Annotated in this window: 19 protein-coding genes and 1 other RNA gene; 10 read left to right on the forward strand and 10 right to left on the reverse strand. The window is 41.7% G+C overall.

The features are described 5' to 3' along the window. Positions 1-80: 80 nt before the first annotated feature. Positions 81-860 (forward strand): S-layer homology domain-containing protein, encoded by a 780-nt coding sequence (locus ACPZ3T_RS26880; protein WP_490272484.1) that lies wholly within the window; start codon positions 81-83, stop codon positions 858-860. A 238-nt stretch (positions 861-1098) separates the two neighbouring features. Beyond that, the gene (locus tag ACPZ3T_RS26885) at positions 1099-1452 is read left to right on the forward strand and encodes a hypothetical protein (RefSeq protein WP_490272485.1); all 354 of its coding nucleotides are present in this window, start codon (positions 1099-1101) and stop codon (positions 1450-1452) included. 175 nt (positions 1453-1627) lie between these two features. On the opposite strand, the gene gcvP is transcribed toward ACPZ3T_RS26885, so the two are convergent. The 3 genes from gcvP to gcvT all read right to left on the reverse strand — a co-directional run bounded on the left by gcvP (position 1628) and on the right by gcvT (position 6620). Continuing rightward, positions 1628-4558, reverse strand: coding sequence for an aminomethyl-transferring glycine dehydrogenase (gene gcvP, locus ACPZ3T_RS26890; RefSeq protein ID WP_490272486.1), 2931 nt, complete (start codon positions 4556-4558; stop codon positions 1628-1630). A gap of 185 nt (positions 4559-4743) precedes the next feature. Then, positions 4744-5136, reverse strand: a complete 393-nt coding sequence (gcvH, locus tag ACPZ3T_RS26895; protein ID WP_490272487.1) for a glycine cleavage system protein GcvH — start codon at positions 5134-5136, stop codon at positions 4744-4746. Positions 5137-5492: 356 nt separating this feature from the next. Next, positions 5493-6620: a glycine cleavage system aminomethyltransferase GcvT gene (gene gcvT, locus ACPZ3T_RS26900; protein WP_490272488.1), complete on the reverse strand. Its 1128-nt coding sequence runs from the start codon at positions 6618-6620 to the stop codon at positions 5493-5495. A gap of 221 nt (positions 6621-6841) precedes the next feature. On the opposite strand from gcvT, the gene ACPZ3T_RS26905 reads away from it, so the two are divergent. The 3 genes from ACPZ3T_RS26905 (at position 6842) to ACPZ3T_RS26915 (ending at position 9477) form a co-directional block, all read left to right on the forward strand. Further along, entirely contained in the window at positions 6842-7015 is a 174-nt protein-coding gene (locus ACPZ3T_RS26905; RefSeq protein ID WP_490272489.1) for a hypothetical protein, read from the forward strand. Between the two features lie 252 nt (positions 7016-7267). Beyond that, positions 7268-8008: a cytochrome c biogenesis protein CcdA gene (locus ACPZ3T_RS26910; RefSeq protein ID WP_490272490.1), complete on the forward strand. Its 741-nt coding sequence runs from the start codon at positions 7268-7270 to the stop codon at positions 8006-8008. Positions 8009-8100: 92 nt separating this feature from the next. Continuing rightward, positions 8101-9477, forward strand: a complete 1377-nt coding sequence (locus ACPZ3T_RS26915) for a cytochrome c biogenesis protein (protein ID WP_490272491.1) — start codon at positions 8101-8103, stop codon at positions 9475-9477. 89 nt (positions 9478-9566) lie between these two features. Here the strand turns inward: ACPZ3T_RS26915 and queF are convergent, their stop codons facing one another. The 5 genes from queF to ACPZ3T_RS26940 all read right to left on the reverse strand — a co-directional run bounded on the left by queF (position 9567) and on the right by ACPZ3T_RS26940 (position 11637). Beyond that, positions 9567-9965: a preQ(1) synthase gene (queF, locus tag ACPZ3T_RS26920; RefSeq protein ID WP_490272492.1), complete on the reverse strand. Its 399-nt coding sequence runs from the start codon at positions 9963-9965 to the stop codon at positions 9567-9569. Between the two features lie 259 nt (positions 9966-10224). Next, positions 10225-10620 carry a hypothetical protein gene (locus tag ACPZ3T_RS26925; protein ID WP_490277386.1) on the reverse strand — a complete coding sequence of 132 codons (396 nt, stop codon included), beginning with the start codon at positions 10618-10620 and terminating at the stop codon, positions 10225-10227. A gap of 202 nt (positions 10621-10822) precedes the next feature. Then, entirely contained in the window at positions 10823-11209 is a 387-nt protein-coding gene (locus tag ACPZ3T_RS26930; protein WP_490272493.1) for a phasin family protein, read from the reverse strand. A gap of 27 nt (positions 11210-11236) precedes the next feature. After that, an RNA gene (ffs, locus tag ACPZ3T_RS26935) (signal recognition particle sRNA small type) lies at positions 11237-11333 on the reverse strand. A 37-nt stretch (positions 11334-11370) separates the two neighbouring features. Then, positions 11371-11637 (reverse strand): YciI family protein, encoded by a 267-nt coding sequence (locus ACPZ3T_RS26940; RefSeq protein ID WP_490272494.1) that lies wholly within the window; start codon positions 11635-11637, stop codon positions 11371-11373. A 60-nt stretch (positions 11638-11697) separates the two neighbouring features. Between ACPZ3T_RS26940 and ACPZ3T_RS26945 the strand changes: the two genes are divergently transcribed. The 3 genes from ACPZ3T_RS26945 to ACPZ3T_RS26955 all read left to right on the forward strand — a co-directional run bounded on the left by ACPZ3T_RS26945 (position 11698) and on the right by ACPZ3T_RS26955 (position 13601). Then, positions 11698-12261 (forward strand): 2'-5' RNA ligase family protein, encoded by a 564-nt coding sequence (locus ACPZ3T_RS26945; RefSeq protein WP_490272495.1) that lies wholly within the window; start codon positions 11698-11700, stop codon positions 12259-12261. Positions 12262-12352: 91 nt separating this feature from the next. Beyond that, positions 12353-13078, forward strand: a complete 726-nt coding sequence (locus ACPZ3T_RS26950) for a glycoside hydrolase family protein (protein WP_490272496.1) — start codon at positions 12353-12355, stop codon at positions 13076-13078. A 205-nt stretch (positions 13079-13283) separates the two neighbouring features. Continuing rightward, positions 13284-13601 carry a hypothetical protein gene (locus ACPZ3T_RS26955; RefSeq protein WP_490272497.1) on the forward strand — a complete coding sequence of 106 codons (318 nt, stop codon included), beginning with the start codon at positions 13284-13286 and terminating at the stop codon, positions 13599-13601. Between the two features lie 138 nt (positions 13602-13739). Here the strand turns inward: ACPZ3T_RS26955 and ACPZ3T_RS26960 are convergent, their stop codons facing one another. Next, on the reverse strand, positions 13740-14318 hold the full coding sequence (locus ACPZ3T_RS26960; protein WP_490272498.1) for a Uma2 family endonuclease: 579 nt from the start codon (positions 14316-14318) through the stop codon (positions 13740-13742). A gap of 46 nt (positions 14319-14364) precedes the next feature. Between ACPZ3T_RS26960 and ACPZ3T_RS26965 the strand changes: the two genes are divergently transcribed. After that, the gene (locus tag ACPZ3T_RS26965; protein WP_490272499.1) at positions 14365-14538 is read left to right on the forward strand and encodes a histidine kinase; all 174 of its coding nucleotides are present in this window, start codon (positions 14365-14367) and stop codon (positions 14536-14538) included. On the opposite strand, the gene ACPZ3T_RS26970 is transcribed toward ACPZ3T_RS26965, so the two are convergent. Continuing rightward, positions 14532-15470: a phosphoribulokinase gene (locus tag ACPZ3T_RS26970; RefSeq protein WP_490272500.1), complete on the reverse strand. Its 939-nt coding sequence runs from the start codon at positions 15468-15470 to the stop codon at positions 14532-14534. The genes ACPZ3T_RS26965 and ACPZ3T_RS26970 overlap by 7 nt on opposite strands. 291 nt (positions 15471-15761) lie before the next feature. Between ACPZ3T_RS26970 and ACPZ3T_RS26975 the strand changes: the two genes are divergently transcribed. Then, a complete protein-coding gene (locus ACPZ3T_RS26975) occupies positions 15762-17363 on the forward strand; it encodes a peptide ligase PGM1-related protein (protein ID WP_490272501.1) in 1602 nt (533 codons plus the stop codon). The last annotated feature ends 33 nt before the right edge of the window (positions 17364-17396 follow it).

Here is a 17396-nt window from a genome sequence, read left to right on the forward strand (position 1 = left end):
ACACCTAACACACCCTATTCGACTATATTAAATTTTGAATTTTGAATTGCTCTACCATCTACAACTAAGGGAAAAATATCATGTATTCTCAGATGCAATTGACTGTAAATGCTCTCAGCTTGGCTGCTATCGCTTTAGTTTCTCTAGGTATCAATGATTCATCATTTGCACAGTCCCCCAGACTACTGTTAACTGCTGAGAGTCAAATTAGCCAATCAAATTCCGCAACAACTTTCAGTGATATTACTGGTGTTGCCGGGGAAACAGAAATTAGACAATTAGCAGCACTAGGAGTATTAGAAACTACATCAGGTCAATTTCAACCACAAACAGCAATTACTCGCGGTGAATTTGTGGCTTGGTTAGTTAAGACTTATAATTACTTACACAAAAAGCCAATTACCATAGCTGAAAATAATAGATCAGCTTTTCCTGATCTTACTTCCTCTCATCCCCACTTCAACTTTATTCAAGCTGCTTACAAAGCTGGTTTGCTAGCTGGTTTTGATGATGGTAACTTTAGACCTGATGATATTTTGACACGAGAGCAGATGATTGCCCTCAAAACCTCTGTAGATTCTACTGTCAGAAGTAATCGTTCATCGGCTACGCTGCGTGATTTTATTGGTAAAACTAAAGGGTTTACTGATGTTGAGCAAATGAGTGAAAGGTATCTTCCTCACATTGCTTTTGATTTAGGTAATGCGGCTAGTGGTAGAAACTTTGTTCGCGTTTATGGTACAAATACCCGCATCTATGCACCCCAAAAAGCTGTGACACGGGCTGAAGCTGCTGTACTTTTATCTCGGTTTCGTAAAGGTGGAACAGTAGAACAAGCTTTAAGACGGAGAAACAGATAAATCAATTCAAAATTAAATTCAGTATTAAATTTAGTAGCCTGACACCACTAAAATAGTGCAGAAATATAGTTATTGTGGTGTGGGCATCTTGCCATAGGTGACAAACTCAATTGCGTTAGTGACAAATTCAATTGTGTTGGTGACAAAACTGAATTGCGTGGTAACGAAATTCAAGTTCAGCTTCAGGTACCTGATTTTTTCAAAAAATCGGGTATCTAGTTGAGTCGGGTATCTAGTTGTGCGTGAAGTCATTCACTTTTCATCATCCAAGGTGCGATCGCCTTTTACAATTAAAGTATTAATTGTCTTGACATCTATGAACTTTCCTCCCCAGCTACAAGCAAAGATTGAAAAGTGGGCAAACAGTCAAGGAATATCGACTGAGCAATTTATTATGCAAGCCATCACAGAAAAAATTACCGCGCTGAGTCGGCAAGAGATAGAAGCACATACTCAACTCAACCTTAACCAAGCAAACCTCTATCGCAAAGATGGCATTTTAGTTGTAGAGGCAGAATTACCACCAGATTTTGATATTAATACTTTCATAGATGAGTTGAGAGAAGAACGCATTCAGGATCAAATATTTTGATGAAATTTACTCGTTTAGGAAATGCGATCGCTCAAATTGTCCAAATTCCTCAGTAACTCACTAATATCATACTACAAATTTAATCTGCTACAAATTCCCCCTTCCCTTGTAGGGAAGGGGGTTAGGGGGTTAGGTTTCAAGTTAACTTTTCCACATAACTTGAAAAGTCAAGCTTCTATTGATAAGCATCCATTGGTAAACAAGAACAAACGAAATTCTTATCCCCAAAAGCTGCGTCAATTCTACCTACACTCGGCCAGAATTTATGTTCTCTTGTCCACGGTGCAGGATAAGCGGCTTGTTCACGAGTATAGCCATGAGTCCATTCGCCAGTGATGAGACTGGCGGCGGTGTGGGGTGCGTTTTTCAAGAGGTTATCTTGTGCATCCATCTTACCTGACTCAATTTCGGCGATTTCTTGGCGAATAGCTATCAACGCATCACAAAAACGGTCTAATTCTTCTTTTGATTCGCTTTCTGTGGGTTCAACCATAATTGTACCCGCCACAGGCCAAGAGACAGTCGGGGCGTGGAAACCGTAGTCCATGAGGCGTTTTGCGATGTCATCAATTTCGATGTTGGCGGATTTTTTGAGCGATCGCAAATCTAAAATACATTCATGGGCAACTAGACCATTTTGCCCTTTGTACAACACAGGATAGTAGTTTTCTAATCTCTTGGCGATGTAATTAGCGTTGAGAATTGCGGCTTTGGTTGCTTCTGTCAATCCATCAGCCCCCATCATCACAATATACATCCAAGAAATCACCAAAATACTAGCACTTCCCCAAGGTGCAGCCGACACAGCACCGAATTGGGCATGGGGCATGGGTTTTTTCTCAGTCCCTAATACTGGATGTCCTGGTAAGAATGGTACAAGATGGGATGCAACACCAATTGGCCCCATCCCAGGGCCACCACCACCATGAGGAATACAGAAGGTTTTGTGTAGGTTCAGGTGACATACATCTGCACCAATATCACCAGGGCGACAAATCCCTACTTGGGCGTTCATGTTTGCGCCATCCATGTAGACTTGTCCACCGTGACTATGTACGATAGCGCAGATTTCTTGAATGGCTTCCTCAAATACGCCATGTGTTGAGGGATAAGTCACCATTAACGCTGCTAGTTCATGACTGTGTTTTGCTGCTTTGGCTTTTAAGTCAGCCACATCAATATTACCGTCAGCATCACAAGCGACAGCTACAACTTTCATCCCACACATTACCGCACTGGCGGGGTTTGTACCGTGGGCTGAGGAGGGAATTAAACAAACGTTGCGGTGTGCTTCTCCCCGGCTGGCGTGATATTCTCGAATTACCAAAAGCCCGGCGTATTCTCCTTGTGAACCTGCGTTGGGTTGCAGTGAAACCCCTGCAAATCCGGTGATTTCTCCTAACCACGCCTCTAATTGTTGGAATAAAATTTGATAACCTTGGGTTTGTGATGCTGGTGCAAAGGGATGTATCTTCCCAAACTCTGCCCATGTCACTGGTATCATTTCGGCGGTGGCGTTTAACTTCATGGTACAAGAACCCAAGGGAATCATTGATGTAGTTAGAGATAAATCCTTGGTTTCTAACTTGTGCAGATAACGCAGTAATTCTGTTTCGGAATGATAACGGTTGAAGACGGGGTGAGTTAAATACTCGCTAGTACGGGGTAAGGGAATATGGGAAGAAGTTGTGATTTCTGCGGTGGTGAAGGGTAAGTCATCAGTCAAGGCGAAAATCTGCCAAAGTTCAATGACATCTTCTAAGGTAGTGGTTTCATCTAAAGAAATACCAACAGCCGTATCATCGAAAACCCGCAAATTCACATTTCTGGCTTGACAATCTGCAAGAATTGTTTCTAGAGTTTGTGTGCCTAACTCTACCCGCAGAGTATCAAAGAAACTTTCTGAACTAATCTTATACCCTAGCCGTTTTAATCCTGCTGCCAAAGTCGCGGTTAACTCGTGGATATTCTCGGCAATATTTTTCAGTCCATCACTTCCATGATAAACGGCGTACATACTCGCCATCACTGCCAATAACACCTGTGCCGTACAAATATTACTAGTAGCTTTTTCTCGACGGATGTGTTGTTCACGAGTTTGCAAAGCCAGACGCAAAGCTGTTTTACCGTGGATATCTTTAGAGACACCGACAATACGCCCTGGAACTTGTCGCTTGTATTCTTCCTTAGTAGCAAAGTATGCCGCATGAGGACCACCAAAACCCAAGGGAATACCGAAACGTTGGGTGCTACCAACAGCGATATCAGCCCCAAATTCACCGGGAGTGGTGAGTAAAGTTAAACTGAGGGGATCTGCTGCTACCGTTACCAATGCACCCTGAGCATGGGCTTTTTCTATAAAAGCGCGGTAGTCATAGATAGTACCATCACTGGCGGGATATTGCAGAACTGCGCCGAAAATTGGTTGAGCAAAATCAAAGGTCTGATGATCACCGATAATAATTTCAATGCCTAAAGGTTTTGCCCGTGTTTGCAGGACATCAATAGTTTGGGGATGACATTCACGGGAAACAAAGTAGGCAGTGGCTTTATTTTTACACACACCGTAACTCATGGTCATAGCTTCGGCGGCGGCTGTACCTTCATCTAATAATGAGGCGTTGGCGATTTCCAAACCTGTTAAGTCAATAATCATGGTTTGGAAATTTAGCAAGGCTTCCAGTCGTCCTTGGGCAATTTCTGGCTGATAAGGGGTGTAAGCTGTATACCAACCCGGATTTTCTAAGATATTGCGTTGAATTACCGGGGGGGTAATACAGTCGTAATATCCCATCCCAATGTAGGAGCGAAACACCTGATTTTTCGCCGCAATTTGTTTTAATTTTGCTAAGGCTGTGTACTCAGTTTGTGCTGTTGGTAATTTTAGCGGTTGATTCAGCCGAATGGCTTTTGGTACGGTTTTATCTATCAAATCGTCTAGGCTAGATAGTCCTAAGACATCAAGCATGGATTGAATATCTTGAGAACTTACGCCTATATGCCTTTGTGTAAAGTTATCCTTTTTGTCTAGTGATTGATTTTGGCGATCACCTTCGGTGGGGCGTAGCCCATCGCTAGACTGAGAAATAGAGGCAAACAATACCACAAACTTAACACTCCAGATGTAACTAATTATTAATATTCTGCAATAAATACTCTTGACAAGCTGCCGTAATTTGTAAATTTTTTAACAGATTATGAAATATTTCGTATTTAGACAGAGATAACGCCACAGGTGACAGGTGACAGGTGACATTGAAACCCAGTCCCCAGTCCCCAGTCCCCCGTTAACTATTCCCCTTCTACCGCCGCGCGATACTCATTAGCCGTCAATGTATCTTCTAGTTCATCAGCATCATTGACACGGAGTTTTAATAACCATCCTTCACCATAGGGGTCTACTGAAATTGCTTCAGGATCATCAATTACAGCCTCATTACGTTCTATTACTGTGCCGGTAATGGGGGCATATAAGGTTTCAACTGCTTTGACTGATTCAATCGTACCAAATTCATCACCTTTAGCAGTCAAATCACCAATCTCTGGTAGTTCGACAAAAACCACTTCACCCAATTCATTGACAGCAAATTCCGTAATACCGATAGTGGCAATTTCACCATCTAGCCGCACGTATTCATGGCTATCCAAATATCTTAAATCTTCAGGGTATTCAAACGACGACATTTCTGTTCCTCTAAAATATCAAAAAAAATCGCTCTCACAGTAATTCAAATCATATTTAGGAATTGACCATACTGTAAGCTTGAGTATCTTACAACACATGAGAAAAAGTCAAAACTTAAACAATTTTGGATTTTAAAAGTAGAACGAGTTGAAAAAAACAACTATGTTAATTAATGTAAAAATAATAGGATTCAGTTTGTAGTAAGGACTTTAGTCCTGATTTGAGAACTAAAGTTCTCTCTGCGAGACGCTCCGCGTAGCTTGCTTCCCCGCAGGGGTACACTACAAACATTTAATTATTTACCCTGTTCTACTAAAATCTAAAATCCGGTGGGTCAACTGTCAACTGTGAACAGTTATTTATGTTTCGACTTATAAAAAGGACGTTTGACTACGGTAGCTGGATATGCTTTGCCGCGAATTTCTACAGCTATTTCCCGTCCCACCTTCGAGAATTGGGTGGGAACATAAGCTAGAGCTACAGGATAACCAAGTGTAAGAGATAAAGTTCCGCTAGTGACTTCCCCTACTACTTTACCGTCTGCCATCACTGGGTAGCCGTGACGGGCAATGTTTCGTCCTGGGGTTTGTAAACCTACAAGTCGGCGTTGCACACCAGCAGTTTTCTGTTGTTGTAAAACCTCCCGACCGATAAAATCGCCTTTAGTATCGAGGTGAACTAACCAACCTAAACCAGCTTCTAGGGGTGTGGTGGTGTCATCGATATCTTGGCCGTAAAGTGCCATTGCAGCTTCTAAACGTAGGGTGTCCCTCGCGCCTAGTCCACAGGGAACAACACCAGCCTCATACAAACTCCGCCATAATTCTACACCGACATCTGGGTCTACTAGCACCTCAAAACCATCTTCCCCAGTGTAACCAGTACGAGCAATAAAGGCGGGTTTACCAAAGATTGTGGTTTGGGTATGACCAAAGGCTTTAATTGGTTGTAAGTCTTGTTTAACTAGAGGTTGTAGATAATTAATGGCTTTTGGCCCCTGCACAGCAATTAAGACTTTATCTGGTGAAAGGTCTTGAAAGTTGACGAGATTTTGGTCAAGATGCTGCAATAACCAGGCTTTATCTTTAGCGGTGGTGGCTGCATTGACAATGATAAATACTTGTTGTGTACCAGTAGAGTCTTCCCCTTGGTAATAAACAATAATGTCGTCAATGATTCCCCCTTGGGGATTTAATAATACAGTGTATTGGGCTTGTCCTGGTTGCAAACGATTTAAATCTGAAGGTACTAAACCTTGCAGTTGCGAAATCAGGTTTTTACCTGTCAAGGCGAATTTACCCATGTGGGAAATATCAAACATTCCGGCGGCATTTCGCACCGCTTCATGTTCGCGGGAAATACCGCTATATTGTACCGGCATTTCCCAACCGCCAAAGCTCGTAAAGCGCGCTTGCAGTTCTACACCCTGTTGATATAAGGGGGTTCTTGCTAAGGTTTCGGTAGTGTTTTGTTGATTAGCCACGGGTAGTTTTACTTATGCGATCGCATTTCAATAATATATTCTATGGGAATGGGGAATGGGGCATAGGGCATTGGGCATTGGGCATGGGGAATTGAGGACTATTCAGAAAAGCTCACTATACCAAAACATTATTCATACTGACGTATCTTAATCCTTTGCGAAAAGTTAGATTAAAATTATGTAGTTAAGCAAGTAGTAATCATCAAACCCCAAGGATAACGATGAATAGATATCTACGTGGCTTCATCACCGTCGAGAAATTTCTTCAGGTTCTCACTTTGGTGGGATTAATTTGGTTTTTGGGATACTTGGGTGTTGAACAATATCGCAACAATTCTCAGCCTTCTGTTTCCACCACCTCACCTACAACTTCAAAATCATTAAACAGCCTCTAGACACTTCCAAAAAATAAACTATCCAATTTATAGCGATTCCCAGTTAAGTGAGGTACAGACAATATTTTGAAACGCAAAGGGGCGCAAAGTAAAGCGCAGAGGTACGCAAAGATTTGTACCTCACCAGAGTAAAAAACGCTATATTTTCTTCAAAACAACTGTCTTTCTCCCTGCCCCCTGCCCCCTGCCCCCTGCCCTTCAAATTAAGCTACAATGCAAGCAGATTAAGCATTTGTTGCCCTCTAATATCCCATGCTGGAGAATCTGCAAACCCAAGTTTACCAAATAGAACAATTTGCCAATACTCTTGTTGCTCACCAACTGACACACCTGAGCTTCTTGAGTGTTGGTATCATTTTTACCGCAGGTTTGCTGACTAGTCTCACACCCTGTATGTTATCCATGCTACCAATTACTATTGGTTACATTGGTGGATATGAAGCTAAAAGCCGTCTGCAAGCCGCAGCACAATCAACATGGTTTGCCTTGGGATTGGCGACTACCCTAGCAGGCTTAGGTATAATCGCTGCTTTGGTAGGTAAAGTTTACGGTCAGATAGGTATTGGTTTACCGATTATTGTCAGTATTATCGCCATTCTCATGGGGTTAAATTTATTAGAAGCCCTACCGCTACAACTCCCCTCTTTTGGTGATACTAATTGGATTTCTCAAGACTTACCGCCGGGTGTGCGTTCCTACGGTATTGGGTTGACTTTCGGTTTAGTCGCTTCCCCTTGTAGCACACCCGTTTTAGCTAGTTTGTTGGGTTGGGTGGCGAATACACAGGATTTAGTTTTAGGTGCTGTGTTGTTAATTTCCTACACAGCCGGATATGTCGCACCATTAATTTTAGCTGGTACTTTTACAGCTGCTATTAAAAAGCTACTAGAATTACGTCGCTGGTCTGGTTGGATTAATCCAGTTAGCGGCGCGCTTTTAGTAGGATTTGGCGTATTTTCTCTAATTTCTCGCATTCCCCTAGGCAATTTCTAACCATAAGTCCTATAAACCCTCCTACACCCCTACACCCCTACACCCCTACACCCTTACACCCTTACACCCCTAAACCCGCTATTTCTCAACTAATGACTATAGATAATTCCACCTCTACAGCGTCCCCTTGGTGGTCACTACCAGGAAAATACTTGCGGCGAGAGTTTTTACCTGTACTGACAGATTTAAGATTAGCGATCGCACTCTTACTAATCATCGCTCTATTTAGCGTCACTGGTACAGTCATCGAGCAAGGTCAATCACCTGCATTCTACCAAGCTAATTACCCAGAACACCCCGCTTTATTTGGTTTTTTGACTTGGAAGGTCATCCAAGTAGTAGGGTTAGATCATGTTTATCGGACTTGGTGGTTTCTGGCTTTATTGGTATTATTTGGGACTAGCTTAACTGCCTGCACTTTTACCCGTCAGTTACCAGCCTTAAAAGGTGCGCGTCGTTGGAAATATTACGAAGAACCACGACAATTTCAAAAACTCGCTTTAAGTGCAGAATTAGATACCGGTTCGATAAACTCTTTAACTCCCCTATTACAAAACCGTCGTTATAAAATCTTTCAAGAAAAAGATAGTATTCTCTACGCCCGTAAAGGCATAATTGGCCGCATCGGCCCAATTATCGTTCATATTGGTATCGTCACAATTCTTTTAGGGGGAATTTGGGGCGCAATGACGGGATTTATCGCCCAAGAAATGATTGCTAGCGGCGATACTTTTCAAATTCAAAATGTTATCGATGCTGGCCCTTTAGCTGCACCAGTCCCCAAAGATTGGTCTGTGCGCGTCAATCGCTTTTGGATTGATTACACACCCACAGGTGGCATTGATCAATTTTATTCTGATATGTCGGTGTTAAATAATCAAGGGCAGGAAGTTGACCACAAAAAGATTTTTGTTAACCAACCTCTGCGTTATCACGGTGTAACTTTCTATCAAACTGACTGGGGAATTTCTGCTGTCCGTGTGCGTCTGAATAAAAGCCCTGTGTTTGAAATACCAATGGCATTATTAGATACCAAAGGTAAAGGACGTATTTGGGGAACTTGGATACCCACCAAGCCAGATTTAAGTGAGGGTGTGTCTGTATTAGCTAAAGACTTGCAAGGGATGGTATTAATTTATGATGCTCAAGGTAAGTTAGTTGATACTGTCCGCAGGGGGATGTCAACTCAAGTTAATAATGTCACATTAAAAATCGTCGATGTAGTTGGGAGTACAGGCTTACAAATTAAAGCTGACCCAGGTATTCCCATTGTTTATGTTGGGTTTGCGGTGCTGATGTTGGGGACAGTGATGAGTTATTTTTCGCACTCGCAAATTTGGGCATTACAAACAGGCGATCGCTTGTATATTGGTGGTAAGACTAATCGCGCTCAAGTAGCTTTTGAGAGGGAAGTTTTAGAAATTTTAGATACTCTGAGTGCTAATTCCCCAGCCAAAGTTGAAGCGTAAGTAAAATAATTTTCTTGTCTACCCCTGCCCCCTGCCCCCTGCTCCCCTGCCCTACAAAACAATTGATTATTTTGTAAATTAGAAGTCCCCTACTTGTGATGACGCACTTCTACCACAGTGTGAACATTACCACGAGGTGAAAAATCAGCTTTCACTGTCACCTCTAAAGGATCACAAGCAGCGACAAAATCATCGAGAATTTGGTTAGCAGATTCTTCATGAGAAATGTAGCGATCGCGGTAACTATTAATATAAAGCTTCAGTGCCTTTAACTCTACCACACGCTGATCAGGAATGTAGCTAATATGAATGGTGGCAAAATCAGGATAACCGGAAAATGGACACTTACAAGTAAATTCCGGCAAACTAATATTAATATCGTAACGTCTACCCACACGGGGATTAGGGAATGTAATTAGCTCCCCTTCCGCAATGTTTCGTTCGCCATACTTCATTTCTTGGCTAGATTCAGATGATAAATTACTCATAAGTCAAAAGGTAAAAATAAAAGTCAATCTCAAAACTCTGCAAGTTTTAATTTTAACCTCTTTTGCCTTTTACCTTTACACACATCTTGCACCTCGGTTAAAAAGCGGGTTTCTTGCAAATCCCTCAGCTTAAAACCTTAATCTTTCGTTCAGAAACCCTTTAAAAACCGGGTTTCTTGCAAATCCCTCAGCTTAACTTAATCTTTCGTTCAGAAACCCGGTTTTTTAGGGCTTGTTGAGAATGGTGCAAGATATACGTTTATCCTTGTTCCCAGTCTGGGCAATTCCCATCATCCCAGCCGTGGGGGTGCATACCGCAAACTAACAAATTACCCCCATAAACATGGCCATGATAATTCTGACAACCGACACAAGCGGGGTTTTGTTCAGCAGAAGGTTCGACGGAGTAAGGAAAACCAGGATCAGCATCTACCACAAGGTCTTCCAATTCCCAATAAGCTTCTAAAATTGGTTCAGTGATGTCCTGTAAATACTGATCTACTTCAGTAGCAATGGAGTTTTGTACTTGTTCAGAAATTTCTTCTGTTAGCTCAAAAAAAGTATCTACCATTTCACTCATTCCTAGGAAGAAACGCTCTACTTCATCCGCTACCGTTTCTACAATTTCGATTAAATCTTTTTGCCATTGTTCCATAATGTTACGCCCTTCATTTCTTCCCAACAGGACGGTTAGTGCTACTTGGCTGGAAGCACTAGAGTACACCCTAGGTCATGTATATTATAAGTTCTGAGGGGCGCGAGGTGCGACATTTCACCAAAGTTTTACGGTAGTCACTGCCAAAGAGTACTGAGGAGAGTTTGCGGTAGGGGAATGTTGAGCAATCAACACTGCCTTACTACTCGTTTTGCAGTCTTTTTAACTCTTCTTGCAGGTCTAGCACCTGTCGGCGTAGTTGATCTACGTTATCAGTGGATTCCTCTTTTACCTTCACCGTGGGTTCTTCATCTTCCTCTAAAATTTCGATGCGACGAGGTTCAGAAGGTGGTGATTTTTCAGCAGTGTCAGCAGTTGCTTGTGGCTGTTGTGCTTGTTTCATCATGTCTTCCACAAAGCGGCGGGCTTCTTCTGTGTTCATTTCGCCCTTTGCCACCATTTCATCTGCCAGTTTTTGGACTTGCGATCGCAGTTCAGATAACTTTCCTCCAGCTTTCTCACCAGCGTAAGAAGCTAACCCGACACCAAGGTAAAAAGCTTTTTGAACTAAATCTCCAAAACCTGACATCGCTGCTGATTGCTCCTAACAAAATAGGGCGACCCGGAGACTACGCCTACTACAAGCATCCTGTGTTGCTGCTACCTTCCGGTCCTGACAAGGTTTAGGCGTTGCAGCCGCATAGATCCAGGTCTAAACAAAGTATAACACTAATATTCCCTAAGTGAGTATTATTCGACAATGATTTTCCATTCGTATAATTTGTAGTTGACACAGCCGTTATATACCAAGGGGTCACGAGCCACAATTGATTCAGCTTCCTCCATAGAAGCGGCTTCAAACAGTAACATTCCCCCGCCCAGTTTTGCCCAATAGCCTGTTTTAGCTTTATGTCCTTGAGCAATTAACTCCTGCACGTAGGCTTTATGGGCAGGTACGTATTGATCAAAGGTAGTTTTATCAACTTTGCCCTCTTCTATTTTGACAAACCACGGCATCTGACTGGCAACCTCTGCAAATGTGTTCTAATATTCTTAAAGGTTATCTTTTTTTGCATTTTGAATTTGTCCCAGAGACTGTTTTTTATTGCCTTAGTACCATCGGCAGAAATTCAAGATTACGCCAACGACATCAAGCAATACTTTGCTGACAACTACAGCAGTAAACACGCCCAAAAGTCGCCACCCCACATTACACTACAACCGCCTTTTCAATGGCAAGATGCTCACTTGTCAGATTTGGAAGCGGCGTTAAGGGAGTTTTGTTGTCAACAGCAATCAATATCTGTTACGTTGAGTAATTTTGCTGCTTTTGCGCCCCGTGTCATATATATCAATGTGGTGCGGAGTCAAGAATTGTTGTCATTACAAGCTCAGTTAATGACACACATGGAAACCAAATTAGAAATTATTGATGAAGTGGCTAAAAAGCGTCCTTTTGCACCTCACATGACAGTGGCGTTTCGAGACTTAACTAAACAAAACTTTCATGCAGCTTGGCCAGAGTTTGCTCATCGTCAGTTACATTTTGAGTTTGTTGCTGACAAATTAACATTACTTAGCCATGATGGTAGAGCCTGGAATATCCAATCAGAATTTGATTTTTTGTCTGGTAGCAGCTAATCAAGTTTTGTTACAGAATAATTGCAAATCTCAGTAAATACCCTTTTACTAATAATTAAGGTAATTATTAGTCATAATTAACACCCAGGATATGAGCATTACTGAAATTATCAGGAAAGGTTCAAAAGGCTCAGAAGTTAAACAATTACAAGAAATATTAACTAAACTCAAATTAGATCCAGGCAAGATAGATGGTATTTTTGGTGACAAGACTGAAGTGGCTGTGAAGCAATTTCAAGTACAACAAGGTCTTGAGGCTGATGGGGTAGTGGGAAAAGATACTCAAACTGCTTTAAATAAGTTGATTCAAGAAAATTTGTATGGTGGTAATTATGGTAAATTACCATTGCCTGGTGTGGCTTTGATTAAAAAATTTGAAGGATGCAAGCTAGAAGCTTATCCAGATCCTCGGACTAAGGCTAAACCATACACTATTGGCTGGGGTTCTACTTGCAAAAAAGATGGTAGTGAGTGGAAACTGGGAGAAAAAATTAGCCAGCAAGAGGCTGACGAATTGTTAATTTTGCAATTAGAACGTGACTATCTCCCACCGCTAGAGAAAATTCCTGGCTGGGATTATTTAAACGCATATCAACAGGGAGCTTTATTAAGTTTTGCTTACAATTTAGGTGCTAACTTCTTCGGTGCTAATAATTTCGAGACTATTACCAGAGTCTTGAAAAATCAGACATGGGATGAGATAGAAGCAGCATTAATTTTGTATATAAATCCTGGTAGTCCAGTTGAGGATGGATTAAAACGCCGTAGACTAGCAGAAGCCACACTATTTCTTAATTCTGAAATGCACATAGGTTAATTATCAGATGAGTGATGCCTACGGCTGGCTGCGCCTACGCCTTTTTTCATCTTCCCAAGCCATGAGATGTATTCCTAGAGATGGTAACAAAAAGATGAAATTGTAAACTGATATTACAAACCTTGGAAAAATATTGAGAAATTGTCTGGTAGCCAAACATAGTTTTAACGTAGAACCTATAAGACTAAACTTGAGGCAAATTATAATGAACAAAGATAATATTCAAAACTATCGCTTTGTCTGCACCTTAACTTTTGGTGATATCTACGGTCAAATAATTGTTTGGTTAATTGCCATTACCGTCAGTTTGGCATCAGCTTTAGCACTGATGGGTGCAAGAAGACCTGTATATGCTTTAGCTACAGTCGGGCTTGTGGTTCTACTGTCCCTACCGTTTTTATTGTTTGCGTTCGTAACTACATTGTTAAATCATATTGAATTAGTTTCCATAGAACCAGGAATGAAAACTCAACCTATCCCTGGTAATGTTTCTCAGCAAAAACCTGTACAAGCAGCTAGTTAAAATCTAGGGAGTAGGGAATAACAATTCAAAATTCAAAATTCAAAATTCAAAATTCAAAATTGAAGAGTTTTACTCTCTGCTCCCTGCTCCCTGCTCCCTGCTCCCTGCTCCCTGCTCCCTGCTCCCTGCTCCCTGCGACTATATCACTGGTGGTAACATCTCTAAAACACCAATCTGTAAATCGGGAAACGCCAGGGGTGTAATAGTCTTGTCTGCTGCCAAAATAGTTTTACTTTGATAACCTTCTGGAGTTGGTTGGCGGAAGACGTAAAGTTGACGGCTAACTACATCTAATACCCAATAGTCTTGTATTCCGGCTTGGGAATAAGCCTGAGCTTTAATTTCACAATCTAATTTCAGACTGCTATCTGCTACCTCAATAATTAGATAAACTTCCGATGGTGTGGGATGATGATCTGCATAGTCTAAAGGATCTAATTTAACAACAGCAATATCCGGTTCTGGTTCAGAGCGTTCATTTAACTTAATTGGGTCTTGAATGGATACCCAAGCCCGATTTACGAGTTGATTTTTGAATAAGTAATCAGTTCTACCCACTGCTGAACGGTGAGCTGTTCCTTTCGCAATCATCCAAATAATTTTTCCTTCTAAAAGCTCAACTCTTTCCTCTGCACCAAAAATCCCAGCCTCAGCCATGCGATGATATTCTTCAACTGTCCACAGGCGAAGTTGTGATGTAATTTGTGTGTTTTGCATCGCTCTTTCTCCATCAGGGGGAATGAACTTTTAAGGAGGCAGGAGGTTGGGGCAGGGGGCAGGGGGCAGGGGAGCAGGGGACAAGGGGGACAAGGGAGACAAGGTAGACAAGGTAGAGAGTAAGTCATATCCAATGCCCAATTCCCTATGCCCAATTCCCTATGCCCTATGCCCTATGCCCAATTCCCCATGCCCTATGCCCAACAAAATGATTCATTGATATGTCTGCGTTGCTTTGAGCATATGGTAAGTGATAATTAGCTGTGTGAGTGCTAAGGGGTAACTTTGTAGTGTCTCGCCGGTTGTACCAGCGATTTTACCAATTTCGGGGTTGCTCTCCCGATCGCATACACTTCTTAAATGGGGCATATCGGAACAGATGATATGTTCGATTTTGTTCACCTGTTCTAAGGTGGCGTGACCGTCTACTGCTAACACATCTACTGGTTTACCCATATCTCGGTCTAATCCCAGGCGAATCGCTGAACCAGAATCACCATCGGTTAAATTGATAATCGGGGTAAAATCTGGGTGGGGAATGGTAGGACGCAAAACTAAACGCACGTTCAGGTGTCCGTTAGTTTCATCTCTTTCGCCTTCTGGGGGATAGAAACTCACTACTATATCCGACCATTGTCTTTGAGGACGAATAAATTGCTCTGAGTCTGGTTCGCGTTTTTCCAATTCTGCTAACACTTGTTCTGGGGTGTAGCCGCGTTTTTGAGTATCTCGTTTTACTTTCCAGGTGGCGCGGAGGTCTTCTGGCGGTGCAAGGTAGACTTTCACATCATAACAATCACGGGCGGCACGGGTAGAATAACCTAGTAAGCCTTCGATAATGACAAATTTATTAGGTTTAATATAATGCGGTGCTTCAAAAGTCCCGGTTTTGTGGCTATATACTGGTTTGAGAATTGGTTGACCTGTGCGGAGCAGTGAGAGATGCTGCTGCATGATATCTAAATGATTGCAGTCTGGATGCAGAGCTGTAATGCCAATTTCTGCCCGTTGTTGGCGGTCATATTTATGGTAATCGTCGGTACAAATGAGCGTGACATTTTCCGGGCCAAGTACCTGAGCAATTCCTCTCGTGAGTGTAGTTTTGCCAGCAGCACTATCACCAACAATACCAAGAATGATTGGACGGCTCATGTGTACCCCCCGATACAAGTCAAGTTCAGTAATTAATTCGCAAAGAATGTTTTCTTATTTTAGAGTGCTTTTGCAAAAGTAAATCAGTCATTAATATTTGTGCAACATCTCTATACATAATATTGGGGAATGGGCTTAGGGGAATAGGGAATGGGAAAGAGAATTTTTGAGTTTTATGAAGGTTTTTAGAATTATTAGATAAAAGAAGTGTTGCAATATCTGCAATATGGTAGTTGCTTTGAGATATATAAGAGTTATAGTCTGCATGGGGATCATGATGGGGTAGGGATTATGGTGACATTAAATGTGGCAGAATTAGAACAAATTGATCAGTTTCATCGTCTGCAAATAACTTTGCGCGATCGCTGGAACACTATCGAGTTGTTTGATACTGGTGAGGCGGATATTATCGTCATTCCTTCCCTCAGTATCGACCAGCGCGAAATTCAGAAAGTTGAAGGGTTTGAACATTATGAAGAAAGGTTACTTTTTGCCTTGATGCGGTTAAGAAATCCCCGCACTCGGTTAATTTATGTGACATCAATGCCATTACATCCCAGTATTATTGATTATTATTTACAATTACTTCCTGGTATTCCTTTTTCTCATGCTCGTAATCGTTTACTCTTACTTTCGACTTACGATTCTTCGCCTAAACCTCTCAGTCAAAAAATTTTAGAACGTCCGCGCTTAATTGAAAGAATCCGCCAAGCTATCAGACTAGAAAAATCATTGATGGTTTGCTATAACTCCACCAATTTAGAAGCAGAATTATCTTTAAAATTAGATGTGCCATTATATGCGGCTGCACCAGAGTTGCAAATTTGGGGGACAAAAAGCGGGAGTCGGCAAATTTTTGCAGAAAGTGGTGTTCCTCATCCAGATGGCAGTGAATTAGTCTGGAATGCTGAAGATTTAGCGGTAGCAGCGAGTGAATTATGGGAACGTCAGCCGACATTACAACGAATGGTAGTCAAACTCAATGAAGGGATTTCTGGGGAAGGAAACGCACTGCTAGATTTACGTCCAATTATGCACACAGCACCAGGACAAGGTACTCATGTAGAAAGAGTAGCAGCAATTAGCGATCGCTTTTCGACAATGCGTTTTCAAGCTAAACAAGAAAACTGGCTGAATTTTGCCAACAGAATTGTCGAATTAGGTGCAATTGTTGAGGCGTTTGTGGAGGGAGAAATCAAACGTTCCCCTAGCGTTCAAGGACGTATTACCCCTACTGGAGAAGTAGAAATTCTCTCCACCCATGACCAAATTCTCGGCGGACCCGACGGACAAATTTATCTCGGTTGCCGCTTTCCCGCCGATGAAAGTTATCGTTTGCAATTACAGCAATTAGGTTTACAAGTAGGGAGAAAATTAGCAGAAAAAGGTGCTTTAGAAAGATTTGGTGTAGATTTCATTACAGTAGATCAAGGTAACGGTGAATGGGATATCCAAGCAATTGAAATCAACCTCCGCAAAGGTGGTACTACCCATCCATTCATGACCTTAAAATTATTAACTAATGGTCGTTATGACCTATCTACAGGATTATTTTATAGTCAACAAGGTCGTCCCAAATATTATATTGCCACAGATAACTTACAAAAAGACCGCTATCGGGGATTATTACCTAATGATTTAATGGATATTATCGCTCACCACAGATTACATTTTGATAGTTGCACAGAAACCGGTACAGTATTTCATCTCATGGGTTGTTTGTCTCAGTCTGGTAAATTAGGATTAACTAGCATTGGTGATTCACCCCAACAAGCAGAAGATATTTATAACAAAGTTATCAAAGTTCTGGACACAGAGACCAAAGCAGAAACGCCGAATTTTTCTCTGTTTTCAGATTATACTTTTCCTGTAATTTGGGATGGATATAGTTAGGGGTGTAGGGGTGTAAGGGTGTAGGGGTGTAAG

Source organism: Aliinostoc maniaoense (assembly GCF_058172895.1).